Genomic DNA, 26,402 nt, shown 5'->3' on the forward strand with positions numbered 1-26,402 from the left:
CCCCCCAACCCCCCACCCGAGTTACCCTCGCTCGACGGCCACCAGAGGCCGTCGATGCCGAGGTGGGGGAACACCAAGACATGCGCGCACTGCGAATACTCCTGATCGTCGCCGTCATTCTCGGCGGACTCTTCGTCATCGCCGACCGCGTAGTCGTCGGCTTCGCCGAGGACGAGGCCGCGGAGCAGCTGAAGACCAGCGAGGGCCTGGCCAGCACCCCCGACGTGTCGATCAAGGGCTTCCCCTTCCTCACCCAGATCGTCGGCGGCGAACTCGACGAGATAGAGGTCGGCATCCAGAACTACGAGGCGGACACCGGCGGCACCGCCCAGAACACCGGCCCCGACAAGATCCGTATCGACGACCTCACCGCCCAGATGCGCGGCGTCGCCTTCTCCGGCGACTACAGCTCCGCCACCGCCGACTCGGCCACCGGCACGGCCACGATCACGTACGACGAACTCCTCAAGGCCGCCAAGTCCGAACCCGTACAGCTCGCGAGCGGAGTCACCGCCGAGGTCGTCGGCCTCTCCGACGGCGGCAACGGCAAGATCAAGGTCGAGGTCGAGGCCACCGTGCTCGGCACCAAGCTCCCCCAGCCCGTCTCCGTACTGAGCACGGTCAGCGTCGAGGGAGACGTCGTCAGGGCACGCGCCGACTCGCTCCCCGACCTCGGCGTCCAGCTCGCCGAGGACAAGGCCCGCACGGTCACCGACTTCCAGCAGCGCATCGACGGCCTCCCCGGCGGCATCAAGCTCGACAAGGTCGAGGCGGCCCCGAACGGCGTGGACATCACGGTGAAGGGTTCGGACGTCACGCTCGCCGGGTAGGACGGCACCGGGCAGGACGGCAATCGATGCGGGCCTGCGGCACAAGCACGCGACCTCTCGATACCTCGATGGACGGTCGCTGTCCGAAAGGCGAGACACCCGCGTCCGCGAAGCAGATGTGGTGAAGACGGCGGGTCTGCAATGCCCCGTACGAACGCGACCGAACGCCACTCCGCCCGCTCCTCCATCCCGTATCGCGGACAATCGCGTCTCATCATCCGACACGCCGGTGACATGCCAGCCTCACCCTCCCTACGATCGACCCCATGAAGCGACAGCAGGCGGATCTGACGAAGCGGCGGGCAGTAGACCTGTGCCGTGTCGCCGCCATGCTCTGTCGCACCTTCTGAGCGGAAGCGCCGTCTTCCGCGATCCCCGGGCCCTTTGACGCGCTCACCAGGTCAGGGCCACCCCCGTGCGCCACGTACGCCCTGCTGTCCTGCGCGTGCCGCACCCACTCATCGACGTACCGCCCCGCCGTAACTGCCCCGGAGGAGAAACAGAATGAGCCGCAGCGACGTCCTGGTTGACGCGGACTGGGTCCAGGAGCACCTGGACGACCCGAGTGTGGCCGTCGTCGAGGTGGACGAGGACACGTCCGCGTACGACAAGAACCACATCAAGAACGCGATCCGCATCGACTGGACCAAGGACCTCCAGGACCCGGTCCGCCGTGACTTCATCGACCAGGACGGCTTCGAGAAGCTCCTGTCGGAGAAGGGCATCGCCAACGACACCACGGTCGTCCTCTACGGCGGCAACAACAACTGGTTCGCCTCGTACGCCTACTGGTACTTCAAGCTGTACGGCCACGAGAACGTCAAGCTCCTCGACGGCGGCCGCAAGAAGTGGGAGCTGGACTCCCGTGACCTCGTCGACGGCGCCCAGGTGCCGAACCGCCCGAAGACCGAGTACAAGGCCAAGCCGCAGGACACCTCGATCCGTGCCTTCCGTGACGACGTCGTCGCCGCGATCGGCGCCCAGAACCTGGTCGACGTCCGCTCGCCCGACGAGTTCAGCGGCAAGCTGCTCGCCCCGGCCCACCTGCCGCAGGAGCAGTCGCAGCGCCCCGGCCACGTGCCGAGCGCCCGCAACATCCCGTGGTCCAAGAACGCCAACGACGACGGCACCTTCAAGTCGGACGACGAGCTCAAGGAGCTCTACGCCGAGGAGCAGGTCGACCTCGCCAAGGACACCATCGCGTACTGCCGCATCGGTGAGCGCTCGGCCCTGACCTGGTTCGTCCTGCACGAGCTGCTCGGCGTCGAGAACGTCAAGAACTACGACGGTTCCTGGACCGAGTACGGCTCCCTCGTCGGCGTGCCGATCGAGCTCGGCGCCAACAAGTAAGCCCCCGACCTTTCAACTACCTCTCAGACTCTCAGGAGCAGCACATGTGTGGAGCGAAGGCCGGCGGCCCCGACGCCTCGACGATCAAGCCCGGTGAGACCACCATCCAGGGCCAGGTGACCAAGGACGGCGAGCCCGTGGTCGGCTACGTCCGCCTCCTTGACTCGACCGGCGAGTTCACCGCCGAGGTCCCGACCTCGGCGACCGGACAGTTCCGCTTCTACGCGGCCGAGGGCACGTGGACCGTACGCGCCCTGGTCCCGGGCGGAACGGCGGACCGCACGGTCGTCGCCCAGACCGGCGGGCTGGCCGAGGTCGCGATCGCCGTCTGAACGCCGGCTGATCGCTGTTTGAACGGTCGTACGGCACGCGCCGTATGAAGGACCGAAGGGCCGCACCCCTGGGAGTTGGACGCCACCACTTTTGGTTGGGGTGCGGCCCTTCGGCTTGCCCGGAACTCCGGGCCTACGCTGGACATATGTACGCACGACGGCGGCACGCCTACTTCGCCATGATGGGCACGTGCATCGGCCTCTTCGTCCTGGCCTGGGGAGTCGTACGGCTCTGGTCGATGCCCGTGGCCATCGGGATGTGCGTCGTGGCGATGGTGATTCCGCCGCTCGCCGCCATGGTCGCCAACCGGCGCGGACCGGAGGACCGCTGGTGGGACGACCCCTCCGGAGACCCGAAGTCCGACGAGTGGTGGGACGAGTTGGACGGCAAAAAGCGGCGGCCTGGACGGTAGGACTCGACGGTAAGAAGCGTCGCCGCTAGAACTGGCCCATGACGCGTACGAAGGTCTCCACCGTGGTGCTCGATGCGCACGACGCGCATCAACTGGCCGATTTTTACGTGCGGTTGCTCGGGTACGAGGTACGTGCGGAGGAGCCTGGCTGGGTACTCACCGGGCCCCCGGGCGGGAGCGGGGACGGCGTCTCGCTCGCCTTCGAGACCGAGCCGGAGTACGTCCGGCCCGTCTGGCCCACGCGCAAACCCGGCGACCAGCAGATGATGCTGCACCTCGACATCGAGGTCGACGACCTGGAGGGCGAGACCGCGCGGGCCGTCGCAGCGGGCGCGACGCTCGCCGACTATCAGCCGCAGGACGACGTACGGGTGCTGCTGGACCCCTCCGGGCACCCGTTCTGCCTGTGGACCGAGACAGGTCAGACAGGTCAGTAGACGAGCGCCTGGGTGTCGTCCGCCAGCGCCTCCTGCACGAAGACCTGCGCCCCCGCGATCCGTACGCCCTCGATCACGTCCTTCTCCGTGATGTCGCGCCGGGCCGCGCACTGCGTGCAGAGCGTGAGCCGGCCGCCGGCCAGTACCGATTCGAGCAGGTCGGGGAGCGGAGCCGCGTGCGGCAGCTCGAACTCGGCGGCCTTGCCCGGCAGTGCGAACCACGCCGACTCGCCGGTCAGCCAGAGCGAGACGTCCACCCCGCTGGCCACGGCGACCGCCGCCACCGTGAACGCCTGCGAGCACCGCTCGGGAGCGTCCGCCCCGGCCGTCACCTTGATCACGAGCTTCTTCGCCATGGGGGAAGCCTAGTCGCGGCACCTCACGCGGTCCCTCGCGAGCGACCTCACACCGAGCGCCGAAGTACGGCCGCGTAAGCTGGAGCCCGGCTCTGTGTACGGGCCCTACGCCCAACCCCGCTCATTCAAGGAGCACCCTGTGCTTGAGATCTTCTTCGAGGTTCTGCTGATCCTGGTCTGCGTCGGCGTCCTCGCCTTCGCCGGGCTGACCGTGAAGAAGCTGTACCAGGGCCAGCGCTGAGCGCCGTCACGGACGCCCCCATTCACCCACGTACGAGACTTCTGAGCTGATCATGATCGAGATCCCGTCCGACCTCCACAAGGACCTGGTCCCCCTCGCCTTCCTGCTCGGCAACTGGACCGGCGCGGGTGTCCATGACTTCCCCGGTGCCGAAAAGTGCAACTTCGGCCAGGAAGTCAGCTTCAGCCACGACGGGCGGGACTTCCTGGAGTACCGCTCGCGTACGTGGGTCCTGGACTCCGAGGGCAACAAGGTGAAGCCGCTGGAGACCGAGACCGGCTACTGGCGCATCGACGCCGACCGCAAGGTCGAGGTCGTGATGGTCCGCGACGACGGTGTCGTCGAGGTCTGGTACGGCGAGCTGGCCGACAAGAAGCCGCAGATCGACCTGGCGACGGACGCGGTCGCGCGTACGGCGGCCTCGGGCCCGTACAGCGGCGGCAAGCGCCTGTACGGCTATGTCAAGAGCGACCTCATGTGGGTCGGCGAGAAGCAGACCCCCGAGGTGCCGCTCCGCCCCTACATGTCCGCCCAGCTCAAGAAGGTCGTGTCGCCGGAGGATGTCGAACGCTGGGCCAAGGCCCTCCCGGACGACATGCCGGACGACGGGATCGCCTTCTTCAAGTAGCCATAGACTTTCCAGTGTGGTGAGCACTCAGAGCAGTACCGGAAGCACCGGAAGCAGTGCCGAAGGCACTGACTGGAAGAGTGATCTGCGGCAGCGCGGGTACCGGCTGACGCCGCAGCGGCAGCTTGTGCTGGAGGCTGTGGACTCGCTGGAGCATGCGACGCCCGACGACATCCTCGTGGAAGTCCGGAAGACGGCGTCGGGGGTCAACATCTCCACCGTGTACCGGACGCTGGAGCTCCTGGAGGAGCTCGGGCTCGTCTCGCACGCCCACCTCGGGCACGGGGCGCCCACGTACCATCTCGCGGACCGTCATCACCACCTCCACCTGGTGTGCCGGGACTGCCGGAACGTCATCGAGGCGGATGTGTCGGTCGCCGCCGATTTCACGGCGCAGCTGCGGGAGAGCTTCGGGTTCGACACCGATATGAAGCACTTCGCGATCTTCGGCCGGTGCGAGGACTGCACGGGCAAGAGCGCGAGCAGGAAATAAAACACGCAACTACTCGGTCGTAGGGTGTATGCCCATGAAGAGCCCTCTGCTGTCTCTGCCCGGTGCCGTGCCCGCCGAGGGCGTGGACGAAGGCGTCGCCGCGCACTACGGCGACCTGTTCCGCGAACAGCGTGCCCTCGCCGACGGCACGGGTTTCGTCGACCTCTCGCACCGCGGCGTCATCACCGTCACCGGCGACGACCGGCTCAGCTGGCTGCACCTGCTGCTCACCCAGCACGTCTCCGACCTCCCGCCCGGCCACGCCACCGAGGCGCTGGTCCTCTCCGCGAACGGCCATATCGAGCACGCGCTGTATCTCGTCGACGACGGGACGACCACCTGGGCCCATGTGGAGCCGGGTACGCAGGAGGCGCTGATCGCGTACCTGGAGTCGATGAAGTTCTTCTACCGGGTCGAAGTCGCGGACCGGACAAGCGAGTTCGCGGTCGTGCATCTGCCGGCCGGTTCCATCGCCGAGGTGCCGGACGGGGGCGTCGTACGGGAGATGCCGTACGGGCGTGATCTGTTCCTGCCGCGCGGCGATCTGGAGTCGTACGCGGCGACGAGCGGGCCCGTCGCCGGGATCCTGGCGTACGAGGCGCTGCGCGTCGAGCAGCACCGGCCGCGGCTCGGGTTCGAGACCGACCACCGGACCATTCCGCACGAGCTGGGCTGGATCGGGACGGCGGTGCATCTGCAGAAGGGCTGCTACCGGGGGCAGGAGACCGTCGCCCGCGTCCAGAATCTGGGCAAGCCGCCGCGGCGGCTGGTCTTCCTCCACCTCGACGGCAGCGAGGTGCACCTGCCGCCGCACGGTACCGAGATCCGGCTCGCGGAGGAGGGCCCGGACGGGCGCAAGATCGGTTTCATCACGACGTCCGTACGCCATCACGAGCTCGGTCCGATCGCCCTGGCGCTGGTGAAGCGGAACGTGCCGGTCGACGCACCGCTGATGGCCGAGGCGACGGCTGCCTCGCAGGAGGCCGTCGTCGAGGTGTAGGGCCTCAGCAGGGTCACATCTCGAGCAGGACCGTGAACGGGCCGTCGTTCGTCAGCGATACGCGCATCTTGGCGCCGAAGCGGCCCGTCGCCACCGTCGCGCCCAGGGCACGGAGCTGGGCGACGACCTCGTCCACGAGGGGTTCGGCGATGTCGCCGGGGGCGGCGGCGTTCCAGGTGGGGCGGCGGCCCTTGCGGGCGTCGCCGTAGAGCGTGAACTGGCTGATGACGAGCAGCGGCGCGTCGATGTCGCTGCACGACTTCTCGTCGTCCAGCATCCGGATCGACCAGAGTTTTCGGGCCAGTTGGGCCGCCTTCTCCTTGGTGTCCTCGTGGGTGACGCCCACCAGGACGCACAGCCCCTCGCCGTCGATCTCACCGACCGTCTCGCCGTCGACGACCACACTCGCGCCGTCAACCCTCTGCACCACCGCACGCATACGGACCATCATGCCGTGCGTCGGCTTGACCTCCGTAGGGGGTTCTCTGAGGTCTGTTTATCACTCCTTAAGCCTCCATCTGGGGCGTATCGGGTGCACTCCGGCTCATAGCAGCCGATGGAGCTGGCACGATGCATCCACACGCCGGTCGAGGGGACGGTTGAGGCATATGAGCACCATGAGCACATCGGGTATGGGGCAGTCACCAGCTGCGGTCGCGGGGGCCATCGCGGGGGTGCGTCCGCCCGCGCAGCGCACGGACAGCCCGCCGGTCGAGCGCGATCTGTCGGGGCTGGGGCTGCCCGAGCTGCGGACCATGCGGCGCGGCGCGCAGCGGGACGAGGCGGATCTCAGCTATGTACGGCGGCTCGTCCAGGGGCGGATCGACATCCTGCGGGCGGAACTCGGGCGACGGGCCGAACCCGCCCGGGCCGGGGACCGGTCGTCCGCCGCGGCACCGCTTGACGAGGGAGAACCGGCAGGCTCATCGGCCTCTTCCTCCTCTTCCTCCTCCTCCGTCTCTTCCGTCGTGGAGCGGCTGTCGGAGATCCTCACGGACATGCCCGCACGGCAGCGGTCGTCGGCCCGGCATGTCACGCTCGGTACGCCGCACAGCGAGGAGTACCGGCGGCAGGCCGCGGACATGCTCGCGGAGGTGGAGCTGTCCGACCTCGGGGCCCGTACGGATCTGGAGCTGAACACCGCGATGGCCCGCCTCGTCCGGTATGAGCAGCAGGTCTCGCGCCGGCGCCGCCAGTTGCAGCGGACGGCCGACGACTGCGGCGCGGAGATCGCGCGCCGGTACCGCGAGGGCGAAGCACGCGTGGACGACCTGCTCGTCTGAGGCTGCTTCCAGTCGGCGTCGAGTTCCAGTCGGCGTCGAGCCGCGCCGCCCGTACGAGTGAGGATTATCGGCCTGGCTCGGCCCTGCTCAGCCCGGGTTACCCGGCGTCACCCGATGTGACGCCGGGTGAATTGGCTGAGCGCTTCTTTCGCCCTGCATCTGGGCTGTACAGGCGCTAACCGACGGCCCGCCAGAGTGGCGTTCCCGCACCACACTGGAAGGGGAAAGACACATGGGCAGTGCTGTGCGACCACAGCGCAGGGCCATTCTCACCGGAGGGCTGGCGGCCACCGCGGCCGCGCTCCTCACCGGCTGTTCGTCGAAGTCGGACGGAGGCGCGGCGACGGGCGCGACTCCGGCCGCGGGGGCGGAGAAGAAGGCTCCCACCACGCCACCGGCCGCGGGCGAGCGGCCGGACTCGCCGTGGGCGGCGTTCGCGAGGCTCATGGAGGGCAACGAGCGCTGGGTGGACGGGAAGCTTCAGCACCCGGACCGGGATCCCCGTCGGCGTGAGTTCGTCTCCGAGGAGCAGGATCCGTTCGGTGTGATCCTCTCCTGCATCGACTCCCGGGTGCCGCCGGAGCTGCTGTTCGACACCGGGCTCGGGGACCTGTTCGTGATGCGCACCGGCGGACAGGTGGTCGGCGACGTGGTCACGGGTTCCGTCGAGTACGGGCCCATGACCTCCGGCACCCCGCTGATCGTCGTACTCGGCCATCAGCGCTGCGGCGCGGTCAAGGCGGCGCACAAGGCACTGAAGGACAACAAGCCGCTGCCCGGCAACCTGCAGTCGATCGCCGAGGCGCTGCGCCCCGCGTACGAGGTGATCGCCAAGGAGAAGCACGCGGACCCGGTCGACGCCATGACCCGCGTGCACATCAAGCAGACCTCGGCCGACCTGCGGTCCAACAAGGATCTGGGGCCGCTGGTGAAGAAGGGCGAGCTGGCTGTCGTCAGCGCGTACTACTCGCTCGATTCGGGGCGGGTGGAGGTGCTGACGGGGGCGCCGACGGCCTGACGGGCGGGGCGGTACACAAGGGGAAGGCCCGGCACACCCATGTGTTCAGGTGTGCCGGGCCTGTCCGCGTCGTGGCCGGTTGCGCCTGTGACCGATCTTGTACGTACGCCCGGCGCGGCCCCGCGTGCGGACGAGATCGACGGCGCGCCATTGGTCCCCGGCGAAGCGCTTGGTGAGCCCCTGGGAACACGGCCTTCCACCACCCAGCGCGGCTCAGCGTCCGCCATGGCCCGACGACACCGAACCGTGTTCACCAGCACCGAACCGAGCGCGCTGACAAGCAGCAGCACGGGGCCGCCGAAGGCCAGCACACCCTCGTGTGGGTAAAGGCCCTGCCGAGCGCCCGGTCCTCAACGATGTGGCAGGCGGAGAGCATGCAGTCATCCAGGGCAGTCCAGGATGAAGTGACAACATCACCTGCCCACCAAATGCGCTTCGGCGTCGGCACCATCCCACGCCAGGTCACGGCGCTATTGCCGGTATCGCGGCAGATGGCCGGAGGCTGTCGCCTCGGCGAGGGTGGGGCCGGCGGCGTCCTTGGCCGAGAGGATGGCCTGCGACGGGTCCGGCCAGCGAATGGCGAGGTCGGGGTCGAAGGGGTGGATGCCGTGCTCGCGCGAGGGGTTGTAGCCCTCGGAGCACAGGTACATCACCGTCGCATCGTCGGTGAGCGCGAGGAAGGCGTGGCCGAGGCCCTCGGCGAGGTACAGCGAGGAACGGTTGTGCTCGCTGAGTTCCACCGCCTCCCAGGTGCCGAAGCTCGGCGAGCCGAGGCGGAGATCCACGGCGACGTCGTAGACGGCTCCGCTCAGGCAGGTGACGTACTTGGCCTGTCCGGGCGGGACCTCGGCGTAGTGGATGCCCCGCAGGGCGCCTCGGCGGGAGACCGAGACGTTCGCCTGGGCGAGGTGCAGCGGGTGACCGACGGCCTCGGCGAACTCCGTTGCACGGTATGCCTCGTGAAAGCTGCCGCGGTCATCGCGGTGCAGGCGGGGAGTGTGCACCCAGGCGCCTTCGACGGCCAGTTCCCTCATCGGGTCTCCGTGTCTCCGTAGGTGGTCAGCGCTCACCCAGCAGGGGCCAGGCCGCGTGCAGTGCCGTTCGCCAGTGCCGGGGAGCGGGCAGGCCGAGGGCGGCCCAGCGTCCGTGGCCGAGGGTGGAGCGCATGGGGCGGGGGGCAGGCCGGGGCACGGCGGCGGTGGACACCGGTCGCACCCGGGCGGGGTCAGCGCCAAGCAGGGTGAAAACCTCGCGGGCCAGACCGTGCCAGTTCGTCTCGCCGCGGTTGCTGGCGTGCAGCACGCCGCTCAGCGGCGGGGCGGACAGGAGGAGGGCCAGACTCTGGGCCACATCATGCGTCCAGGTCGGCTGACCGTACTGGTCGTCGACGACTTCGACGTACGGGCGCTCGGCGGCCAGGCGGCGCATGGTGGTGACGAAGTTGGGGCCACCGTTGCCGTAGAGCCAGGAGCAGCGGACCACGCAGCCGGTATCGGGCAGGGTGCGCAGCACGGCCTGCTCGCCCAGAAGCTTGCTCCGGCCGTAGACGGTACGGGGGCCGGGCGGTGCGTCCTCGGCGTACGGGACGGTGGTGTCGCCGGCGAAGACGTAGTCGGTGGAGAGGTGCACCAAGCGGGCACCGAGGTCCGCGCACGCCTCGGCCAGCAGACGGGGGCCTTCGGCGTTGATCAGCATGGCGTTCTGCGGATCGTTCTCGGCGAGGTCCACGGCGGTGTGGGCGGCGCAGTTGACCACGGCCTGCGGACGGTGTCGGCCCAGTGCGCGCCGGATCTGCGCCGGGTCGGTGATGTCGAGGGCCTGGCGGCCCTGCGCCAGGACGCGGTGTCCGGCCGCCCGCAGCAACGGCACCAGGTCCGTGGCCAGCATGCCGTAGGCGCCCGTGATCAGCACGGAAAGGGGCGCACCTGCGGTGTCCGTCCCGAGCCCAAGACCGTCCGCCGTGCCCCCGGCCCTCACGTCGCGGCGGTCCGGCCCGCCCACCACTGGGGGTTCGCCCGATACCAGGCGACAGTGGCGATGAGGCCGGTGTCGAAGTCGTGGACGGGGCGGTAGCCGAGTTCGGTGCGGGCGCGGGTCCAGCCGAGGGCGTAGCGGAAATCGTGGCCCTTGCGGTCGGCGACGTACTCGATCCGGTCGGCGTCGGCGCCGCACGCGGCGAGGAGCCGTGCGGTGAGCTCACGGTTGGTCAGCTCGGTGCCTCCACCGAGGTGGTAGACGCGGCCGGCGCGTCCCTCGGCGCGGACCAGGTCGACGCCGAGGCAGTGGTCGTCCACGTGCAGCCACTCGCGGATCTGCGCGCCCACGCCGTACAGGGGGACGTCGCGGCCGGTCAGAAGACGGGCGGCGAAGAGCGGGATGATCTTCTCGGGGTACTGCCGGGGACCGTAGTTGTTGGAGCAGCGGGTAACGCGGACGTCGAGTCCGTGGGTGCGGTGATGGGCGAGGGCCAGCAGGTCGGCAGCGGCCTTCGAGGCGGCGTATGGGGAATTGGGCGCCAGCGGTTGGCCCTCGTCCCAGGCACCCTCGGTGACGGAGCCGTACACCTCGTCGGTGGAGACGTGGACGAAGACGGCGGTTCCGGCGCGGACCGCCTCGTCCAGGAGCACCTGGGTGCCGAGGACATTGGTACGGGTGAAGGCGCCCGAGTCCTCGATGGACCGGTCGACGTGGCTTTCGGCGGCGAAGTGCACGAGGTGCTCGTGTCCGGGAAGCAGCCGGCGCACCAGCGGCGCGTCGCAGATGTCGCCGTGGACGAAGCTCAGGCGGGGGTCACTGGAGAATTCCGCCAGGTTGTCCGGGTTCCCGGCGTACGTGAGGGCGTCGAGGACGGTGACCTCGACAGGGCCGGGCTCGCGCAGCAGGCGACGTACGTAGGCGGAGCCGATGAAACCGGCGCCGCCGGTGACGAGGATTTTCATGGGCTGAGCCACACCTCGCTGTGGTCACCGAGAATCAGGCAGTGGGGCGCCGTAGCGGCTGGGGCCACCGTGGCGTACCTGCCGATGAGGCAGGAGCAGAGGGGACCGGCACCCTCGATGCGGGCATTGTTCAGGACGATGGAGTACCTGATCGAACTGTCCGCCACTGTGCAGGCGGGTCCGATCGAGGTGTGCGGGCCGATGCGGGAGTCCTGTACGACAGTGCCGGCACCGATGGCCACGGGGCCTTCGACACGGGAGCGGATCACCATGGCGCCGGCCTCGACGACCACGGGACCGATGAGCTCGGAGGCTGCGTCCACCGTGCCCTCGACGCGGGCGGCGAGGGTGTCCAGGACGGAGCGGTTCACCTCCAGCATGTCGGAGGCGTTGCCGGTGTCCTTCCAGTAACCGGTGATGTGGGTGGAGCGCACCGTGCGGCCGTGGTCGATCAGCCACTGAAGTGCGTCGGTGATCTCCAGTTCGCCGCGGGCCGAGGGCGTGATGGCAGCGACGGCCTCGTGGACGGCCGGGGTGAAGAGGTAGACACCGACAAGGGCGAGGTCGCTGCGCGGGTGGGCTGGTTTCTCCTCCAGGGCGACGACGTGGCCCTCGGTGTTGAGTTCGGCGACGCCGAAGGCGGTCGGATCGCTCACCTTGGTCAGCAGGATTCCGGCGTCGGGGCGCTCGGCGCGGAAGGCGTCGACGAGGTCGGTGATGCCGCTGACGACGAAGTTGTCCCCCAGATACATCACAAAGTCGTCATCGCCCAGGAAATCGCGGGCGACGCGGACGGCGTGCGCGAGGCCCAGTGGCGCTTCCTGGACGAGGTAGGTGACGTTCAGGCTGAAGCGTTCCCCGTCGCCGACGGCGGCACGGATCTCCTGTGCCTCGGGGTTGACGATCAGCCCGACCTCGGTGATGCCCGCCTCGGCGATCGACTCAAGGCCGTAGAAGAGCACAGGCTTGTTGGCTACGGGGACGAGCTGTTTCGCCGAGGAGTGGGTGAGCGGGCGCAGCCGGGTGCCGCTGCCGCCGGCAAGGACCAGAGCTTTCACTGTCCGACTCCCCGTGCCGACTCGGCGGCCAGCCGACTCTTCAGCCGCCGCAGCACGGCAAGCTGCGTGGCGGCATGCTGGTGGAGCAGCGTGTCGAAGGTCCGCGCGTGTTCCGGGGTCGAGAGAAACACCGGGACGGCGAGCAGGTAGCCCCCGCCGCGCTGGGGGACGATCAGCAGGTCGGGGCCGCGTCCGCCGTCGGCCGGCAGCTCCTCGGGGCCGGGGGCCTCCGGCGAGCCCTGCGGCGTGACGAACTCGTGGCTGGCCCGGAGCCGTTCGATGCGGTCGTGGCTGTCCTGCTGCGCGGCGGTGTCCAGCGCCTGCCCGATCTCGGGGTCCGCGAGCGCCTCCTGGATACGGCGGGCGAGGCGGGCGTCACGGGTGTGCAGCAGCGGAGCGAAATGCCCGGGGGCGACACGGTGGCGTCGGGTGACGGCGCTCTCGTAGACGGAGACGGTACGGGCGGTGGTGGTACGCGGGCGGTGCCCGGCCTCGGCCAGCCGCACCAGCAGATCCCAGTCCTCAAGGCCGGAAGTCACCTGCCAGCCGCCGACGGACTCCGCGAGGCCGCGCCGGTGCGCAAAGCGGCTGGGCTCGAACAACGGGTCAAGATACTGGAGTTCAGGATGCCAGCACAGGTCCCACCAGCCACTGCGGCGGGTTGCACGGCCGTCATCGTCGACGGCCGTGTAACCGGTGACGGCGAGTTCGGCACCCTGCTCGAGCAGGCGGTGCAGCTGGTGCAGATGGTCGGGGCGCCAGGTGTCGTCGTGGTCGAGGTAGGCGACGTACTTTCCCCGGGCCCGGCGCAGTCCCTCCTGCCGGGGGCCGCTCGGGTGGCCGGTGTGCGGCAGCTCGATCACCTGCACGCGGGGGTCGCCCAGCCGTGCCGCCACCTCGGCCGTGTCGTCCGTACTGCCGTCCGAAAGCACCAGCAGCTCGAAGTCGGTGACGCTCTGCGCGAGCGCGGAACGCAGCGTCGGCAGAATGCGCGCCGAGCGGTTGTACGTCGGGCAGATGACAGTGAACAGCACCTGATCAGTCATCGCGGGCCCTCCCACAGCGGCAGGGCGCACCGCGCGTCGCGTGCCGCCGCTGCCGCGACGACGAGGCCGGCGAGGCCGGTTCCAAGGTCGAGGGAGAGCTTCAGCGCCTCGTCGCCGAGGGCGATCCGGTGCGGGCCAAGCGGGGTGGTGTGCCAGGCGGCCTCCTCCAGGGCGCGCCGCACCGCGGCCTGTGACGCGGGCTCCTCGGGGGCGATGGCGAGCAGCATCTGGATCAGGCCGAGACGGCCGTTCATCAGGCCGTTGTGCGCGGCCGTGGTGCGCTGGGCGAGAGTGATGATCCGGCGCAGGGGCTCGGCGAAGCGGTGGTCGCCGGTCAGACGCACGTGATCGTGCAGGCCGAGGCCGAGGCCGAGGGCGCCGCTGCCGATGCCGGTGCCGAAGGCGGGGAAGGCAGCCGTCACCGGGGAGGCACCGGAGGCGAAGCCGAAGCGGGTCACCTCCAGGTCGAGCAGCCGCTCCGCCAATCGCCGGTACTCGGGGTTGCCGAGCGCCACGGCCGCACGCAGCGCGAACACAGCGATGCCCGCCGCCCCGTCGACCAGACCTGCGGCGATCCGGTCCTGCTGTGGCGGCAGCAAGTCGGTGAGCCGGGCGGCGAGACGGCCGGCCGCCGCCAGCTCGCCGGTGTCCAGCAGGTGCGCCCCCAGTCCGCTCAAGCCGGACCCGAGGGACAGGTCCCGAACGGACTCGGCCGACCGCACCGCGCGTTCCTGGCAGTACGCGGCCAGCTCGGGGTCCCACTCCTGTACGGCGTAGGCGATGCCCGCGAGTCCGCAGTGGAAGCCGACCGGTATGTCCTCGGCGGTGTGCACCCGGCGGCGCAGCCAGTCCAGGTCCTCGGGGTCGACCTCGCCACCGCAGCGGTGCAGAGCCCACAGCACGCCCGTCGCACCGTAGGCGAGGCCGAGGCCGCCGCCCGGCTGAAGGAACTGGCGTATGTCACCGGGGTACAGGCGGTCCTCCCGCTCCGGGCTGCGCCAGGCGCGCAGGGCGCCCGCGAGGTGGTCCACCGCGAAGGCGTCCTCGGCCGACGGCGCTGACACCGCGACCGCCGCCACGGGCTCGGCGGGGAGGGGAACGCCCGCGTCCGCAGCCGCAGCCACCCCCCGGAACGCGGACCCAGCCGCGGACCCCGACCCGGTCTCGGACACCTCACCGGATGGCGCCAACTGCTCGGCCACCCCCTCGAAATACTCCTCCCCCACGCCGAACCGCTCGGCGGCGGCCCGGCTCAGATCGGTGGCGCGCTCGGCACCGAGGGACAGCAGGCGGGTCATCGGCAGCAGCAGCCCGATCCGCATGCAGCCGAGCGCGTACCGGTCGACCGCCCGGCCCTGGTACCCGGTCGGTGCCCGGTAGCCGAAGACGCCCATGGTCTGCCGGTAGCCCTCGAGGTCCTGGGAGGCAGACTCGAAGTCGATGAAATGCACCCGCTCCGCCTCGTCGACCACGATGTTGCCCGGATGCAGGTCACCGAAGATCCAGCCCCGCTCGTGCATCCGCGCTACGGTCCGGGTGACCTGCCCGATGACGTCCGCGATCCACTTGGCGTAAGTCTCGGGGGACAGCGAACCGTCCTGGCTGATGAAGGGGTTGCGCTCCAGGGCGAGGTCTATGAGGGAGCGGCCCTCGATGTACTCGCGCCCGAGGAACTTGTGCTCGACGCCGTCCACGTAAGCGTCGACAGCCGGTACGCCGGGCAGTCCGGCGAGGTCGGTGAGGGCGGCGCGCTCCGTGTCGAGGCGGGCGATGGCGTCGCGGCCGCTCTCGTCGAGGCCGCAGTGCGGGCGCGCCTCCTTCAGCAGGATCTTCCGTCCGGGGCTGTCCTGGCGCTCGGCGAGGTAGACGCCGCCGCCGTTGGAGAAGTGCAGGGCGCGGCTGACGCTGTAGGGGAAGTCGGCCAGCCGACGGCCGTCGCGCGCCCGCAGTGACTCCCGCAGCACCTCGGGGAGTTCGGCCCAGTCCGGCGGGTGGAAGCCGGGGCGGCGCTCGTCGGGGACGAGCTTGCCGTCGGGGTCCTCGACGCACTCGATCTGGCGACCGCTCTCGTCGGTGATGCGGCGGGAGACGAAGGCTCCGTAGCGCACGTAGAGGGGGCCCTCGTGGTAGCGCAGGTCGGACAGGATCGTCGGGCCCTCGTTGCCGCCGATCAGCGCGTCGAGTTCGCGCAGGGCAGTGCCCAGCGCCTCGTTGGTGGGCGGGTAGAGGGTGATGAACTTGCCACTGCCGCCGCGGTCGGCGTACTTGCTGTTGCGCTGACTGAGCATGGACAGGCCGGCCAACGCCTTGAAGGGGACACGCCGCTCGAAGCAGTACTGCGAGACGCGGTCGAGGAGTTGCTCGGCGTTGCCGGCGGTGGCAGTGACGTGGATCTTCCAGCCCTGCCACGGCATGGTCAGGTCAGCGCGGGAGTACATGATCCACTCCGGGCGCACGTCACGGACCCAGCCCTCGGGCAGCTCTGCGCGGTGCAGGGAGAAGTGGCTCTCCTGTCCCTCGACGTCGCGCTGTTCGTAGAACGGCGAGCCCGGCAGGCAGTACTGAAGGTAAGTGAGGTACATGTCTTTGCCCTGTCAGTGGAACGGCGCCGCGAACGGCAGCACGAGGCGCTCGTACGCCCAGCGCGGGAGGGACATCGACCGGGAGTGCAGCCGCGCGCTGCCGCGGCCCGGCTTCATCGGTGTGTCGAGCCGGAGGGAGTAACGCTCGCCCTGGACACGGATCTTGTCGGTGGTGACCGGCAGCAGCCCGCCGAGCGGGATGGAGGTCTGGTGCGCGTCGGGGGAGCTGATGATCGCGGTGCCGAGCGTGTGACGCAGCATCATTCCGGCCTTCTGCAGCTCGACGCGGTCGCCCGTCCGCACCGGCTGGAGTTCGGCGCCGGTGGGCACGTAGAGATGGACCGTGCCGTCCCGGCGGGCCTCGTACGCGGCGACCTGGCTGCTGGACAGGTGCAGCCGCGTGCTGCCGAGCGCCAGAGCGACGACCACGGCGGCGAGCATCGCGAGCCGCACGGGGCGCGGCCGGTTGCCGCGGAAGGACTTCACCAGGCCCGCGCCGGCCTTGAAGACCATCAGCAACAGCATGCCGGCGATCAGGCTGGAGAGCAGGGTTCCGAAATACCCGAGCGACATCAGCGCGTCCAGCCACTGGCCGAGTCCGCGGACCACGAGGACCAGCGGGGTGACCATGCAACCGAGGCCGAACAACGGCAGCCAGCCGGGCCCCTTGATCTGGTACGGGCGGCCGGACAGCAAGGCGACGAAACCCTCGCGCAGCGAACCCAGGGCGGCGTCGCGCAGGTTCGGCCGGTTCAGGTAGCTCATCAGGGCGATATAGCCGTCGAGCTTGACGAACGGAACGAGGTTGATCACCGCGGCGGCAGCGTTCACCAGAGAGAACAGCATGAGCGTGTCGCCGGCGGGCCCCTGGCCCACGACACCGGCGGCGCAGGCTGCGGCACCGCTCACCCCAGCCTGGACCGCGATGCCCGCCATGGAAACCTTGGCTCGCTGGAGGTGGTTGAGCCGCCAGGAGTCGGAGACGTCGCAGAACATCGCGGGCGAGAAGTAGAACAGCATCACGCCCATCCGGCCCGGACGCCCGCCGTAGTGGGCGAGCAGGCAGGCATGGCCGAACTCGTGAGCCACGGTGGTGAGGAACACCCCGGCGACGACTGTCCCCAGGGTGGTCAGCGACACGGGGCTGCCGAGCACCGCCGCCACGTGTGCGTGCTGTCCGGCGAGCACGAAGGCGCCGGCCACGGCGAGCACCACGACGAGCCCCCCCAGCATCCGGGGCGAGGCCAGCCGCAGGCCGATGATCCGCCGCGCGGCGGCGTCACCCGAGCGCAGCACGGCCAGCTGAAAGGTCAGCGGCGGTACGTACTTCACCCGCCGGATCTTGCGATGCCGGCCGCCGGGCTCGGCCTGGGCGCGCCCGGCGAGCAACTGCGCCTTGTCCAGCGACCGGACGGCCTGGTGGACCAGCTCCGGCGTCCACGGACTGCCCAGACGCTCGGCAATGCCCTGTGCGTCGGTTCCGTCGAGTTCCCTGGCCAGCCTGGCCAGGTCGGCACCGATACGGAAGTACTGGTGCTCGCCGCGCTGCACCACCCAGGGCTCGCTGTCCGCGGCCGGGGGGTGCACGCGTATGGCCGTGTTGAGGCGCGGGCGCTCCAGGTGTGCGGTGTCGTCCTGCTCGGACGGCCCCGCGGAGCGCCGACGCAGCACTTGGGCAAGGCTCATCCGATGTCCCTGCGGCGCAGGTTGGTGCGTGCCGCCACGGCGAGTAGCACGATCCACAGCAGGGACACGGCGAACGCCGCCCAGATCGGGAGCAGGTCCGGCTTGGGGTCCCGGTACAGCGAGCTGAGGGCAATGGTGAACAGGAACTGCGCCACCTCGGGAACCAGGCGCTGCACGGCCGGTTCGATGCCGAGCATCAGCACCAGCACGGTGATCACGGCGAGCGTCTGGTTGCGCACCAGCCAGCCGACCATCAGCCCGAACATCCCGGACAGCATGACGCAGACCACGGTGCCGAGGAGGGTCTTGGTGCACTCGCCGTTCCAGACCAGGTCCTGCTCACTGGAGCGGGCGGCCAGAGCGTAGTTGGCCAGGGCGCCGCCGGCGGCGACCACGGCGAACAGGGCCGAGGTGCACACTGCGGCCACCAGCTTGGTGAGGAAGACCTGGCCCCGGCCGCCGTAGCTGAGGACGGTGCGGGCGAGGGTCTGGCCAGAGACCTCACGGGTGACGATGAGGGCGCAGCTGATCGCCGAGAACAGCAGCAACATCATCCAGCCACGGATGATGTCGCCGGTCACGGCGCCGGAGGCCATGGCGGCGGCGTTGTCGCGGCCCTGGGTGTAGTAACCGTAGCCGGTCAGAGCGCACCACAACGCCCCGCCGGCCAGGGAGCCGATCAGGGCCCGGCCGGTGGTGACCTTGGTCAGTTCGGCGCGGGAGGCTTGGACGAGCCCACTCATGACGTCATCCCTCCGACCACTTCGAAGAACCGCTCCTCGAGCGGGAACTGCCCGCCGGCCGTGAACTCGTGCAACGAACCGGAGTGGACGATCCGGCCGCGGTCAAGGAGCAGTACGTCGTCCACGGTGTTCTCCATCTCACCGAGCTGGTGGCTGGACACCAGCACCGTCTTGCCGGAGGCGGCCATCTCCCGGATGAAGCGGCGGACCCAGCGGATACCGTCCGGGTCGAGGCCGTTGGCCGGTTCGTCGAGCATGAGCAGCTCGACCGTCGGCACGAGCAGTGCCGTCGCCAGGCGCAGGCGCTGCTTCTGGCCGGTGGAAAGACGGGCACAGCGCTGGCGTTCGTGGCCGCTGAGCTCCACGAGGTCGATGACGTCGGCGATCCGGGAGGCGGGCACGCCCAGTGCCCGGGCCCAGATGGTCAGTTCCTTGTGGACGGTGGCCGCCGGGTAGAAGCCGATCCCGTCCATGGCCACGCCGACCCGGTGTGCGAGCTCGGGGCCGGGTGCGGCGCCGAAGACCTCCACCGTGCCGGAGTCGACGGTGGAGGTGCCGAGCAGCGACTTCATCAGGGTCGTCTTGCCGGCGCCGTTACGGCCGAGCAGGCCCACCACCCGGCCCCTCGGCACCTGCAAGGAAACGTCCTGCAGCACCCGCCGCTCGCCGAACGACTTCGACACGCCGGCCACCTGGACGACCGGCGGCTCAGCGGACGGGGCGTGCCAGTCAGCTATCACGGCGAAGCACCTTCACCAGCGCACCCAGGCAACCCGTGACGACGAGGATCCCCGCCGTCAGCAGCGGATAGCGGGCCCAGCCGCTCCATGCGTCGCCCAGGAGCAGTACGGCGATGACGCCGATCGCCGCGACGAGGGCGAACAGGGCCAGTACGGCGGTCTGGGGGGTCGTAGTGCCTTGCTCGTTCATGATTCTCCAAGCTGTCGTACGAATGCCGTGCCGGCTGGGGCACCGCGCGTTGCCCCAGCCGGCACGACCTTTGATCAGGTGGCGACGGTTATCGCGCTGACCGCCGTGTAAGCGGCGGCCGAAGCGCCGGCAACCGAGACCACGGCCGCGGTCGCGGCGAAGCCGGTGGAAACGCCGCTCCAGAAGCCGGGGGCCTCGAGCGTCTCCAGCTCCTGGAGCGCCAGCTCCAAGCCGGACTCCTGGAACACCCCTTCGGTGCTCTTCATAGTTCTCTCCTTGGGAAACAAGGTGGGGCTGATGGGTCAGTGATCAGGTGGCGACAGCGGCGGCCGTCAGGGCCCAGCTGCCGTAGGCAGCGGCGCTCGCGGCAGTGACACCCACACCGATACCGACGTTCGTCCACAGGCCCGGAGCCTCAAGGGTCTCCAGCTCCTGCAGACCCAGCTCGAGAGCAGCGCTCTCGTGCTCGGTCTTCATGTCCAGCATGTTGTTTTCCTCCCCCCGTGTGAGGTGTGATCAATTCACCCGCGCGGTACGCGGGAGTCTGTGTGCGCGATGCGCAATCGGCCGAGCATGCGGCGGAGGTCCTCGGCGCCGAGACCGGCCAGCATCGGCAGCCCCCCGCCCCACATCCGCAGGCAGGAGCGGACGACGGCCTCGATGTCCGTGTTATCGGGCGCCGGTGCCGGAGCGACACCAAGCAGGTCCAGCCAGGCGGCGACCCCCTCGGCCGGGTCCGCCGGCAGAGCCTCGGGCGTCGCGGCGCGCAGAGACGACCAGGTACGCCCGACCCGCTGTGCACCGACGGTGGTTCGGGCCGCGAGGTGACTCCAGTAGACCGGCACCAGGTTGGCGAGGGCCGTCATCTTCCGGAGGCCGAGGTGGTGCGAGAGGTTGTTGGCGAGGAACCAGACCTTGACCGTGAACGGCATGCGGTCCCGCAGGAGTTCGACCTGCCGCGTGGCAAGGCTCAGGTCGGAGAGCTCCGCGCGCTGCGCCGCTGTGGCCGTGCCCGTCGACCTGATGCCGTTGAGTACCTCGGCCACTCGGGCAGCCAGCCGCAACGCGTGTTCGTCCGTGTCCGTCCACGGCCCCTCGCTGCCGACCACGGGTCCGACGCTGCGCAGAATGATCTCCAGGCAGCTCTCCACCAGCAGCTGTCCCGGCAGGCCCTCGGTGCACCGCGGGTCGAGCAGCGCAACGTTCGGTTGCAGCGCCAGGCTGGTCAGGGCCCGCTTCTGCCCCCGGTGCACAAAGCTCACGATGCTGCTGACCTCGGCAGCCGTACCAAGCGTGGTGGGTACGGCGACCAGCGGCAGGGGCCGCGGGCGGTCCGGGCCGATCACCCAGCCACTGCGCTGCGCCGCGGACACGATCCGTGCCGTCTGCGGGTCGGCCACGGCCAGGGCGAGCTTGGCGGTGTCGAGCAGCGAGCCGCCGCCCACCGCAACCACCAGTCGTGTCCCCGCCAGCTTGCCCGCCAGCACCTCGGCGTCGGCAAGAGTCCGCGGCTGGTGCACGGCAAGCGAGCGGACTACCACCTCGTTGTCCGCGAGCAGCCGACGGCACTCGGCCAGACCGGGGTTGCCGTCCAGGGCCGCGTCGTGAGCCAGCGCGACCGGGCCGCCGCCACCGGCGGCGAGTTCCGGCAGCACTTCAAGGCCCCTGTGTACACGGCAACTGTTGATCAACGTACTCATGCCGTGGCGGTCTCGGTGTGTGCGTCGAGGCCCGCCCGGACCGCGGTGAGCAATTCGTCGACCTCCGCGGCGGAGTAGGTCAGAGCCGGGATCAGCTGGATACCGTGCGGTCCACCGTGCACCTGGGCGCCCGCCCGACGGATGTGCCGGATGAGGCCGGGCACGTACCTCGGCGGGAGCGGGGCACCGGCCTCGAGCGGGTCGGCGAGTTCGACCGCGCGGAAGCAGCCACGGCCTCGCACCACGCGTACCCGCTCATCGGTGCTCTGCCAGGTCGCGAGCCGCGCGTCCAGGGCGACGGCGACCGCACGCCCGGACTCGACGGCCTTGAGCCGGTCGAATTCGTCCAGGGTGGCTGTCACAGCGGCGGCCGTCACGGCGGTGCCTGCCTGCGTCTCACCATGCAGCAGCAGGGATTCCGTGGACTGGAATCGGGCGGCGATCCGCTCATTCACGAGCAGGGCGGAGGCGGGCATCGTGCCGTTGGTCAGGCCCTTGGAGGCGATGACCAGGTCCGCCGGCCGCTGCCAGGTGTCGGAGGCGAACATCTCGCCGGTCCGGCCGAAGCCGGTGGCCACCTCGTCCGCGACAAGCAGTGCGCCGCTATCGTCTGCCAGGGCTCCGAGCTGCTCCAGGAAGGAGGCGGTGAGTTCCACCGCGCCGTTGCCGAGCTGAGGTTCCACCACGACCGCGGCGACTTGCCGCCCCACGGCGGCGAACAGCTTGCGCAGCGCCTCCTCGTCGTTGGCGGGCACATGCCGTACGAGACGCGTGTCGACGCCGTAGCCGCGCTGGCCCAGATCCTCACCGGTGAGGGCGTGTGCACCGAAAGTGAGTCCGTGATAGCCGTCCTTCAGGCCGACGACCAGCTTGCGCCCGGGCTCCCCACCGAGCTCGTGATACTGCCGGGCCAGCTTCATGACCAGGTCGTTGGCAGTGCCGCCGGAGACTGAGAAGATCACCCGTGCGTAGTCGTGCGCGTGCGCCGCGAGCAGCCGATCGGCGGCCTCGCGGGCCGGCGCGTTCTCGTAGCGGAAGATGCCCGCATATGAATGGGTGCGCAGGGTTTCGGCAATAGCGCGGGCAATGACCTCGTTGCCGTAGCCGAGGTTGGCGTTCCAGAGTCCGCTGGTGCCACACAGCACCTCGTTGCCATCGGCGTAGCGGATGCGGTGCCCTGCTGTGCCGACCACGCAGATGGTGTCGTCGTCCGCCTCGGCCAGCGGCATCATCATCGGCCACAGGCTTCCGGTCATCGTGCCCCCTCCTTGCGTACGCCGATCAGCGTGGCGGCATAGCGCTCGCCGGGCAGGGTCGCGGTGTGCTCGACGCTGAACCCGGCCGCGGTGAGATCCGCGAGAAGTTCGTCGAGGGGAACGACCCGGATGTACGAGTGGCAGACAGTCCTCGACCGCTGCGGGCCGTTGTCCGGCCCGATGACCACGGTGTAACGCCCGCTCCGGTCGGGCGCGACAAGGTCGTGCATGAGATAGACGGCTCCCGAGGCGCCACGCACCTCCAGCGTGCGCTCCGCCAAGTCCTCTGCATCCTCAACGATCTGAGTTGACGTCAGAACAAGAGTGCCGCCAGGCGCCAGGTTCTCCCAGGTTCGTCGCAGCATGGCCTGCCGCTGGGGCTGGGTCAGCAGCGACACCGAGGTGGTGCCGAGCACGGCCGCCGCAACGGGACGCGGGGCCACGTACGTGGTGATGTCCCCCTGAATAACCGTGCAACGTGCGGCGGCTGAAGGGGGCAGCTGGGCGAGCCGGGTACGCAGCAGTTCCAGCATGGACGCGGACAGGTCGACGGCCAGGACCTCGCGGCGCAGGGCCAGCAGAGGTAGCGTCAACCGACCTGATCCCGCTGCCAGTTCAAGGATGGTTCCGGGGCCGGCGGCCCGTACCTCGCGCAGGATGTCCTGCGCCTCGGAGATGTCGCCGAGAGCGAAGTCGTGGTAGATCTCCGCGCCCCGCGGCTCGTACATGTCACACACCACGGTGGTGGACGGCAGACCGGCCACCACCTGCGCGGCAGCCGTGCCGGCGTACTGGGCGGGTAGCGCGGGAGCAGCGGACGTGGCGCTCATGCCGCTGCTCCAGCGGCCGCGGGGCCGCGCTCCAGGAAGGTACGTGCCTGCGCCCAGGCGGTGCCGGCCTCGCTCGCCTCCGGCTGGACCAGGGCGCGTTCCAGCGTCAGCGCTGCCTCGGCGCCGGCCTCGAAGACCCGGCCGCCGACAGGCTCGTAGACGAAGTACGTCTCGCCTGAGCGCAGCAGCACAGGAGCCTCGGGCAAGGCCAGGTCCGGCGCCTGGGCACCGGTGTCCAGGCGGCTGTTGAACCGCAGTCCGAAGCCGGAGACCTCGCAGCCCTGGTGACCGCGGGCGCGCAGCGACTGCAACGCTTGGACCGCCGCGTGGTAACGACCGAGCCAGGTCCGGCCCGCCACCTCCTGCTGGAGGGCGGCGTCGACCGGCAGCCGCCCGGGGCCGACCCCGGCCGGCGCCCGGCTCTCACCGGCCTCGCTGAGCACAGGACCCAGTTTGCCGACCCGCGCCCCTTCACTGTCCACGTAGAGCCGCAGACGGGGGCCGTCCACGGGGGCCGCGCCACCGGCCGCCGCCACGTCGGCGAACTGCACCGCCGGGTTCGTCAATACGTCCGGCCAACTGCCCTCGGCGAGTGCCGCGTCCGCGTCCGCCAGGAACGCCTCGACGTCCTCCTGGTCGGTGAGTCGGAGAGCGGTGGGCCCCAGCAGGACAAGGAAACCGGCGATGCTGTACGCCTGGATCTGAAGGAAGAAGTCCTCGCCGAACTCTGCCTCGGCGCCCGGCTCCACCAGCGAACCCTCGTACGGCACGACGGCGGCCGCGCCGGGAGCCTCACAGCCGGACGGCGCGAACACCAGGGTCTCGGGTCCCACCAGACCTTCGGCGGCGGCCCGTTCAAGGGCCCGCGCGTCCTCGGTCACGACAGTGGCCGCGCCCTGTTCCGGCAGCCGCAGCCCGAAGCCGCGGCCCGTGATCCAGGACATAAGGTGCTGCTTGTAAGGGGTCATCAGGCGACTGCCTTCTCGAAGTGCCGCAGGAGCACGGCGAGTTCACGTACGGCGACCTCCGGGCCGTACACCGCGGACACCCCAGTGATGTTGAGGACGATCTCGTCGACTCCGGCGTCCCGGTACGCGAGTACCTTCTTGGCCAGTTCGTCCTCGTCCCCGTAGAGGAATCCGTCCTTGGCGACGAGCTCACCGGCGTCCACGTCCGGGTCGCCGGTGACCTCAAGCCCGCTGCTGCGCAGCATGCTCTGGTAGTGCGGCAGTGACAGGTGCGGCCTATTGCTCGCCAGTGCCAGCTGTACGGGATCCCGGTCGGCGGCCGCCAGGGCCACCGGCACGATGGCCACGATCCGCGGCTTGCCCTTTCGCTCCGCGCGGCGCGCGCCTTCGGCGATCGCCGGGGCCAGCGTGCCGGACACGTAGTCGGCTGGGGTGAGCCAGGTGATCGCCGCGTCGGCTACCTCGCCGGCCACCCCCGCCGCGCCCTTACGCAGCACGCCGAGCCCGACCTCCACCTGCGGTGCGGGGTAGGGCTGCAGCTGTCCGTGTACCTCGAAGTGCTCACCGGAGACGTCGAGTTCCTCACCGTCGAGCAGCCTACGCACGGCGCCCAAGTACTCCCGGCAGGCGCCCAGCTGACTGGAGTACTCGCGCCCCAGGAGTGACCGCTGCAATTGCAACGCCCCCGCACCGAAGCCGGCGACTATGGACTGACCTGTGGTCAGCGCCAGCGAACGCGCCTGCACCGCGGCATCGTAGGGGTGCCGGAACGGCATCAGGGAGACCCCGAAGCCCATCGGGAAGCGGAAGCCCGCGCCCGCGAGATAGCTGTAGACGTGGTAACCCTCTGTCAGGAGTCCCTGACCCTGCCACAGTCGGGCAGCCGAGGACCATGCCACCAGACCGGCGAACGGAAGCGCCTGCTCCGGCCGTTTGGGAACGAACGGCAGCATTACCGAAGTCTTCATCAACCTAATTCCATCGAGCAGGCTCAGAATGGGCCTGTGCGGGCAGTTAGTTGCCCGGCAGCCGAGCGAGCGCAGCACGACAGCGAAATTTCTCAATGGCCGGGCACCCGGTCGAACGAGCCCGAATTTAGCCGCTGGGGGAAGTGGAACACCCCCCTCCAGCGACGGGTTTTTACCCTTCCCCTTCCCCGTCCGAAGACGGGGAAGGGGAGCGGAGAGCGTTGTCAGGCGGCGGGAACCGGGTTCGCGTTGACCATTGCGGCCAGTTTGCCCCGGTCCTTGCATCCCAGCTTGCGCAGAGCGTTGGAGACGTGGAACTTCACGGTGCTCACCTCCACCTGCAGCTCGTCCGCGATCTCCGCGTTCGATAGACCCCGCGCCACCAGGACGGCCACATCGGCCTCCCTGGCGGTGAGCCCGTCGGGCGGCGGAGCCGGGCTGGGGCGCACCTCGCCGAAGCCCGAGAGCACACGCCGGGCAAGGCCGGGAGAGATCCAACCGTGCCCGTCGAGTACTTGGTGCACCGCCGTGGCCAGCACCTCGTCCATGTCGTCACGGTCGACGATCCCGACCACTTCGGTCAGGTCCGCCGCCGAGCCGAGGATGGGATCCTGCTCACCGTGCACAACTGCGATGACCTCTGTGTGGCGGGAAGTCGACGTCTGCCATGCGAGCAGCTCGCACGACTCGACGATCGCCAATGGAGCGTCAGCGGCACCTGGTCCCCTGACCGCTGACACCTCCAGGCCTGTCACAGCCAGGGCGTTCACCACTCTCTGCCGCAGCGTTGACGTTCTGATGGAAACAACTACAGAATCCATTCTGGTTCCCCCGTGCAAAGCGACTGATCTCCGGAATGATTACAGCTACTTCACAGAACGTAAAGATCCAGCCATGAACCGGGCGGAATCCGGCGGACGTTATCCACGCCCCATCGGTTCCCTGGCGGCATAACGTACTCATAACGCCACGTTCGAGGACCCGCACCACCACGTCGCTGCCTACGGCGCCACCGCCGCGGATTCAGCCCCGGAGCCGGTAGGGCTCCGACACCTGCCAGCTCCGGTCCTCCGGCTTCAGGCCGATTCGTTGCGACGGCTGCGCAGCCACCAAGCCCCGCCGCCGAGCACGAGCACGGACGCGGCGATGCCGACCGGTACGGCGACGGGCATGCCGTCGTCGCCCTCCGCGTTGTTCGCCGCGGGCTCCGCCGCCGGTGTCGACGTGCCGGTCTCCGGTTCGCCCGCGGCCGAGTCGGATGAGGGGGCCGCCTTCGTGGGCTCCTCCGTGGGGGTCGGGCTCACGGGCTTGGCGC

31 protein-coding genes and 1 pseudogene are annotated in these 26,402 nt (G+C 69.8%); 11 read left to right on the plus strand and 21 right to left on the minus strand.

Going from position 1 to position 26,402, the window contains the following annotated elements:
- Positions 1-80 precede the first annotated feature (80 nt).
- From G6048_RS31900 to G6048_RS31920, 6 genes are all read left to right on the plus strand, one after another.
- On the plus strand, positions 81-830 hold the full coding sequence (locus G6048_RS31900) for an LmeA family phospholipid-binding protein (protein ID WP_165343079.1): 750 nt from the start codon (positions 81-83) through the stop codon (positions 828-830).
- 266 nt (positions 831-1,096) lie between these two features.
- Positions 1,097-1,180, plus strand: a complete 84-nt coding sequence (locus G6048_RS52015; protein ID WP_352376456.1) for a putative leader peptide — start codon at positions 1,097-1,099, stop codon at positions 1,178-1,180.
- A 154-nt stretch (positions 1,181-1,334) separates the two neighbouring features.
- Positions 1,335-2,180, plus strand: coding sequence for a sulfurtransferase (locus tag G6048_RS31905; RefSeq protein WP_165343080.1), 846 nt, complete (start codon positions 1,335-1,337; stop codon positions 2,178-2,180).
- Between the two features lie 44 nt (positions 2,181-2,224).
- Positions 2,225-2,512, plus strand: coding sequence for a DUF1416 domain-containing protein (locus G6048_RS31910; RefSeq protein ID WP_033324392.1), 288 nt, complete (start codon positions 2,225-2,227; stop codon positions 2,510-2,512).
- A gap of 146 nt (positions 2,513-2,658) precedes the next feature.
- Positions 2,659-2,925 carry a DUF3099 domain-containing protein gene (locus G6048_RS31915; protein ID WP_165343081.1) on the plus strand — a complete coding sequence of 89 codons (267 nt, stop codon included), beginning with the start codon at positions 2,659-2,661 and terminating at the stop codon, positions 2,923-2,925.
- Between the two features lie 38 nt (positions 2,926-2,963).
- Positions 2,964-3,362: a VOC family protein gene (locus G6048_RS31920; RefSeq protein WP_165343082.1), complete on the plus strand. Its 399-nt coding sequence runs from the start codon at positions 2,964-2,966 to the stop codon at positions 3,360-3,362.
- Here the strand turns inward: G6048_RS31920 and G6048_RS31925 are convergent.
- Positions 3,356-3,718, minus strand: a complete 363-nt coding sequence (locus G6048_RS31925; RefSeq protein ID WP_033324398.1) for a DsrE family protein — start codon at positions 3,716-3,718, stop codon at positions 3,356-3,358. The genes G6048_RS31920 and G6048_RS31925 overlap by 7 nt on opposite strands.
- 293 nt (positions 3,719-4,011) lie before the next feature.
- On the opposite strand from G6048_RS31925, the gene G6048_RS31930 reads away from it, so the two are divergent.
- The 3 genes from G6048_RS31930 to ygfZ are packed head-to-tail and all read left to right on the plus strand — an operon-like array spanning position 4,012 to position 6,080.
- Positions 4,012-4,587 (plus strand): FABP family protein, encoded by a 576-nt coding sequence (locus tag G6048_RS31930; RefSeq protein ID WP_165343083.1) that lies wholly within the window; start codon positions 4,012-4,014, stop codon positions 4,585-4,587.
- Positions 4,588-4,603: 16 nt separating this feature from the next.
- Positions 4,604-5,080, plus strand: coding sequence for a Fur family transcriptional regulator (locus G6048_RS31935; RefSeq protein WP_328827556.1), 477 nt, complete (start codon positions 4,604-4,606; stop codon positions 5,078-5,080).
- A 34-nt stretch (positions 5,081-5,114) separates the two neighbouring features.
- Positions 5,115-6,080, plus strand: coding sequence for a CAF17-like 4Fe-4S cluster assembly/insertion protein YgfZ (gene ygfZ, locus G6048_RS31940; RefSeq protein ID WP_165343084.1), 966 nt, complete (start codon positions 5,115-5,117; stop codon positions 6,078-6,080).
- Between the two features lie 13 nt (positions 6,081-6,093).
- Here ygfZ and dtd read toward each other — a convergent pair whose 3' ends face one another.
- Positions 6,094-6,519: a D-aminoacyl-tRNA deacylase gene (gene dtd / locus G6048_RS31945; protein WP_165343085.1), complete on the minus strand. Its 426-nt coding sequence runs from the start codon at positions 6,517-6,519 to the stop codon at positions 6,094-6,096.
- Between the two features lie 178 nt (positions 6,520-6,697).
- Between dtd and G6048_RS31950 the strand changes: the two genes are divergently transcribed.
- A complete protein-coding gene (locus G6048_RS31950) occupies positions 6,698-7,363 on the plus strand; it encodes an RsiG family protein (protein ID WP_165343086.1) in 666 nt (221 codons plus the stop codon).
- Positions 7,364-7,595: 232 nt separating this feature from the next.
- Positions 7,596-8,381, plus strand: a complete 786-nt coding sequence (locus G6048_RS31955; RefSeq protein ID WP_206342387.1) for a carbonic anhydrase — start codon at positions 7,596-7,598, stop codon at positions 8,379-8,381.
- A gap of 470 nt (positions 8,382-8,851) precedes the next feature.
- Here the strand turns inward: G6048_RS31955 and rfbC are convergent, their stop codons facing one another.
- The 19 genes and pseudogenes from rfbC to G6048_RS32050 all read right to left on the minus strand — a co-directional run.
- Positions 8,852-9,415 (minus strand): dTDP-4-dehydrorhamnose 3,5-epimerase, encoded by a 564-nt coding sequence (gene rfbC / locus G6048_RS31960; protein WP_165343087.1) that lies wholly within the window; start codon positions 9,413-9,415, stop codon positions 8,852-8,854.
- Between the two features lie 25 nt (positions 9,416-9,440).
- Positions 9,441-10,292, minus strand: a complete 852-nt coding sequence (gene rfbD / locus G6048_RS31965; RefSeq protein ID WP_328827561.1) for a dTDP-4-dehydrorhamnose reductase — start codon at positions 10,290-10,292, stop codon at positions 9,441-9,443.
- Positions 10,293-10,354: 62 nt separating this feature from the next.
- A complete protein-coding gene (rfbB, locus tag G6048_RS31970; RefSeq protein ID WP_165343088.1) occupies positions 10,355-11,320 on the minus strand; it encodes a dTDP-glucose 4,6-dehydratase in 966 nt (321 codons plus the stop codon).
- The gene (locus tag G6048_RS31975) at positions 11,317-12,378 is read right to left on the minus strand and encodes a glucose-1-phosphate thymidylyltransferase (RefSeq protein WP_165343089.1); all 1,062 of its coding nucleotides are present in this window, start codon (positions 12,376-12,378) and stop codon (positions 11,317-11,319) included. Before G6048_RS31975 ends, rfbB begins: the two co-directional genes overlap by 4 nt.
- Positions 12,375-13,424 carry a glycosyltransferase family 2 protein gene (locus G6048_RS31980; protein ID WP_165343090.1) on the minus strand — a complete coding sequence of 350 codons (1,050 nt, stop codon included), beginning with the start codon at positions 13,422-13,424 and terminating at the stop codon, positions 12,375-12,377. Before G6048_RS31980 ends, G6048_RS31975 begins: the two co-directional genes overlap by 4 nt.
- Positions 13,421-16,006, minus strand: a complete 2,586-nt coding sequence (gene lanKC / locus G6048_RS31985; protein ID WP_165343091.1) for a class III lanthionine synthetase LanKC — start codon at positions 16,004-16,006, stop codon at positions 13,421-13,423. The genes G6048_RS31980 and lanKC overlap by 4 nt, the downstream gene beginning before the upstream one ends.
- A gap of 12 nt (positions 16,007-16,018) precedes the next feature.
- On the minus strand, positions 16,019-17,692 hold the full coding sequence (gene mpaP / locus G6048_RS31990) for a daptide biosynthesis intramembrane metalloprotease (RefSeq protein ID WP_165343092.1): 1,674 nt from the start codon (positions 17,690-17,692) through the stop codon (positions 16,019-16,021).
- Positions 17,689-18,435 (minus strand): hypothetical protein, encoded by a 747-nt coding sequence (locus tag G6048_RS31995; RefSeq protein WP_165343093.1) that lies wholly within the window; start codon positions 18,433-18,435, stop codon positions 17,689-17,691. Before G6048_RS31995 ends, mpaP begins: the two co-directional genes overlap by 4 nt.
- The gene (locus G6048_RS32000; protein WP_328827567.1) at positions 18,432-19,175 is read right to left on the minus strand and encodes an ABC transporter ATP-binding protein; all 744 of its coding nucleotides are present in this window, start codon (positions 19,173-19,175) and stop codon (positions 18,432-18,434) included. Before G6048_RS32000 ends, G6048_RS31995 begins: the two co-directional genes overlap by 4 nt.
- On the minus strand, positions 19,165-19,365 hold the full coding sequence (locus G6048_RS32005; RefSeq protein WP_165343094.1) for a hypothetical protein: 201 nt from the start codon (positions 19,363-19,365) through the stop codon (positions 19,165-19,167). The genes G6048_RS32000 and G6048_RS32005 overlap by 11 nt, the downstream gene beginning before the upstream one ends.
- Positions 19,366-19,439: 74 nt before the next feature.
- Positions 19,440-19,631 carry a hypothetical protein gene (locus tag G6048_RS32010; RefSeq protein ID WP_165343095.1) on the minus strand — a complete coding sequence of 64 codons (192 nt, stop codon included), beginning with the start codon at positions 19,629-19,631 and terminating at the stop codon, positions 19,440-19,442.
- Between the two features lie 43 nt (positions 19,632-19,674).
- Positions 19,675-19,851 (minus strand): daptide-type RiPP, encoded by a 177-nt coding sequence (locus G6048_RS32015; protein ID WP_165343078.1) that lies wholly within the window; start codon positions 19,849-19,851, stop codon positions 19,675-19,677.
- A gap of 35 nt (positions 19,852-19,886) precedes the next feature.
- Complete coding sequence (mpaC, locus tag G6048_RS32020; RefSeq protein WP_165343096.1) at positions 19,887-21,065, minus strand: daptide-type RiPP biosynthesis dehydogenase; 1,179 nt, start codon at positions 21,063-21,065, stop codon at positions 19,887-19,889.
- Positions 21,062-22,321, minus strand: a complete 1,260-nt coding sequence (mpaD, locus tag G6048_RS32025; RefSeq protein WP_165343097.1) for a daptide-type RiPP biosynthesis aminotransferase — start codon at positions 22,319-22,321, stop codon at positions 21,062-21,064. The genes mpaC and mpaD overlap by 4 nt, the downstream gene beginning before the upstream one ends.
- Entirely contained in the window at positions 22,318-23,151 is an 834-nt protein-coding gene (mpaM, locus tag G6048_RS32030; protein ID WP_165343098.1) for a daptide-type RiPP biosynthesis methyltransferase, read from the minus strand. Before mpaM ends, mpaD begins: the two co-directional genes overlap by 4 nt.
- Positions 23,148-24,095 (minus strand): daptide biosynthesis RiPP recognition protein, encoded by a 948-nt coding sequence (mpaB, locus tag G6048_RS32035; protein WP_165343099.1) that lies wholly within the window; start codon positions 24,093-24,095, stop codon positions 23,148-23,150. The genes mpaM and mpaB overlap by 4 nt, the downstream gene beginning before the upstream one ends.
- 23 nt (positions 24,096-24,118) lie before the next feature.
- Positions 24,119-25,087, minus strand: a complete 969-nt coding sequence (locus G6048_RS32040) for an LLM class flavin-dependent oxidoreductase (RefSeq protein WP_165343100.1) — start codon at positions 25,085-25,087, stop codon at positions 24,119-24,121.
- A gap of 224 nt (positions 25,088-25,311) precedes the next feature.
- Positions 25,312-25,788 (minus strand): helix-turn-helix transcriptional regulator, encoded by a 477-nt coding sequence (locus G6048_RS32045; protein ID WP_165343101.1) that lies wholly within the window; start codon positions 25,786-25,788, stop codon positions 25,312-25,314.
- Positions 25,789-26,163: 375 nt separating this feature from the next.
- A pseudogene (locus G6048_RS32050) lies at positions 26,164-26,402 on the minus strand (DUF1775 domain-containing protein); the annotation flags it as partial.

The sequence above is a fragment of the Streptomyces ureilyticus genome (genome assembly GCF_011045025.1).
Classification (GTDB): domain Bacteria; phylum Actinomycetota; class Actinomycetes; order Streptomycetales; family Streptomycetaceae; genus Streptomyces; species Streptomyces ureilyticus.

What these genes read in the sequence shown, in the direction of transcription:
- G6048_RS31900 (WP_165343079.1), top strand. Translation starts at nt 81, where the DNA reads ATGCGCGCACTGCGAATACTCCTGATCGTCGCCGTCATTCTCGGCGGA.
- G6048_RS52015 (WP_352376456.1), top strand. Translation starts at nt 1,097, where the DNA reads ATGAAGCGACAGCAGGCGGATCTGACGAAGCGGCGGGCAGTAGACCTG.
- G6048_RS31905 (WP_165343080.1), top strand. Translation starts at nt 1,335, where the DNA reads ATGAGCCGCAGCGACGTCCTGGTTGACGCGGACTGGGTCCAGGAGCAC.
- G6048_RS31910 (WP_033324392.1), top strand. Translation starts at nt 2,225, where the DNA reads ATGTGTGGAGCGAAGGCCGGCGGCCCCGACGCCTCGACGATCAAGCCC.
- G6048_RS31915 (WP_165343081.1), top strand. Translation starts at nt 2,659, where the DNA reads ATGTACGCACGACGGCGGCACGCCTACTTCGCCATGATGGGCACGTGC.
- G6048_RS31920 (WP_165343082.1), top strand. Translation starts at nt 2,964, where the DNA reads ATGACGCGTACGAAGGTCTCCACCGTGGTGCTCGATGCGCACGACGCG.
- G6048_RS31925 (WP_033324398.1), bottom strand. Translation starts at nt 3,718, where the DNA reads ATGGCGAAGAAGCTCGTGATCAAGGTGACGGCCGGGGCGGACGCTCCC.
- G6048_RS31930 (WP_165343083.1), top strand. Translation starts at nt 4,012, where the DNA reads ATGATCGAGATCCCGTCCGACCTCCACAAGGACCTGGTCCCCCTCGCC.
- ygfZ (WP_165343084.1), top strand. Translation starts at nt 5,115, where the DNA reads ATGAAGAGCCCTCTGCTGTCTCTGCCCGGTGCCGTGCCCGCCGAGGGC.
- dtd (WP_165343085.1), bottom strand. Translation starts at nt 6,519, where the DNA reads ATGCGTGCGGTGGTGCAGAGGGTTGACGGCGCGAGTGTGGTCGTCGAC.
- G6048_RS31950 (WP_165343086.1), top strand. Translation starts at nt 6,698, where the DNA reads ATGAGCACATCGGGTATGGGGCAGTCACCAGCTGCGGTCGCGGGGGCC.
- G6048_RS31955 (WP_206342387.1), top strand. Translation starts at nt 7,596, where the DNA reads ATGGGCAGTGCTGTGCGACCACAGCGCAGGGCCATTCTCACCGGAGGG.
- rfbC (WP_165343087.1), bottom strand. Translation starts at nt 9,415, where the DNA reads ATGAGGGAACTGGCCGTCGAAGGCGCCTGGGTGCACACTCCCCGCCTG.
- rfbB (WP_165343088.1), bottom strand. Translation starts at nt 11,320, where the DNA reads ATGAAAATCCTCGTCACCGGCGGCGCCGGTTTCATCGGCTCCGCCTAC.
- G6048_RS31980 (WP_165343090.1), bottom strand. Translation starts at nt 13,424, where the DNA reads ATGACTGATCAGGTGCTGTTCACTGTCATCTGCCCGACGTACAACCGC.
- lanKC (WP_165343091.1), bottom strand. Translation starts at nt 16,006, where the DNA reads ATGTACCTCACTTACCTTCAGTACTGCCTGCCGGGCTCGCCGTTCTAC.
- mpaP (WP_165343092.1), bottom strand. Translation starts at nt 17,692, where the DNA reads ATGAGCCTTGCCCAAGTGCTGCGTCGGCGCTCCGCGGGGCCGTCCGAG.
- G6048_RS31995 (WP_165343093.1), bottom strand. Translation starts at nt 18,435, where the DNA reads ATGAGTGGGCTCGTCCAAGCCTCCCGCGCCGAACTGACCAAGGTCACC.
- G6048_RS32005 (WP_165343094.1), bottom strand. Translation starts at nt 19,365, where the DNA reads ATGAACGAGCAAGGCACTACGACCCCCCAGACCGCCGTACTGGCCCTG.
- G6048_RS32010 (WP_165343095.1), bottom strand. Translation starts at nt 19,631, where the DNA reads ATGAAGAGCACCGAAGGGGTGTTCCAGGAGTCCGGCTTGGAGCTGGCG.
- G6048_RS32015 (WP_165343078.1), bottom strand. Translation starts at nt 19,851, where the DNA reads ATGCTGGACATGAAGACCGAGCACGAGAGCGCTGCTCTCGAGCTGGGT.
- mpaC (WP_165343096.1), bottom strand. Translation starts at nt 21,065, where the DNA reads ATGAGTACGTTGATCAACAGTTGCCGTGTACACAGGGGCCTTGAAGTG.
- mpaD (WP_165343097.1), bottom strand. Translation starts at nt 22,321, where the DNA reads ATGACCGGAAGCCTGTGGCCGATGATGATGCCGCTGGCCGAGGCGGAC.
- mpaM (WP_165343098.1), bottom strand. Translation starts at nt 23,151, where the DNA reads ATGAGCGCCACGTCCGCTGCTCCCGCGCTACCCGCCCAGTACGCCGGC.
- mpaB (WP_165343099.1), bottom strand. Translation starts at nt 24,095, where the DNA reads ATGTCCTGGATCACGGGCCGCGGCTTCGGGCTGCGGCTGCCGGAACAG.
- G6048_RS32040 (WP_165343100.1), bottom strand. Translation starts at nt 25,087, where the DNA reads ATGAAGACTTCGGTAATGCTGCCGTTCGTTCCCAAACGGCCGGAGCAG.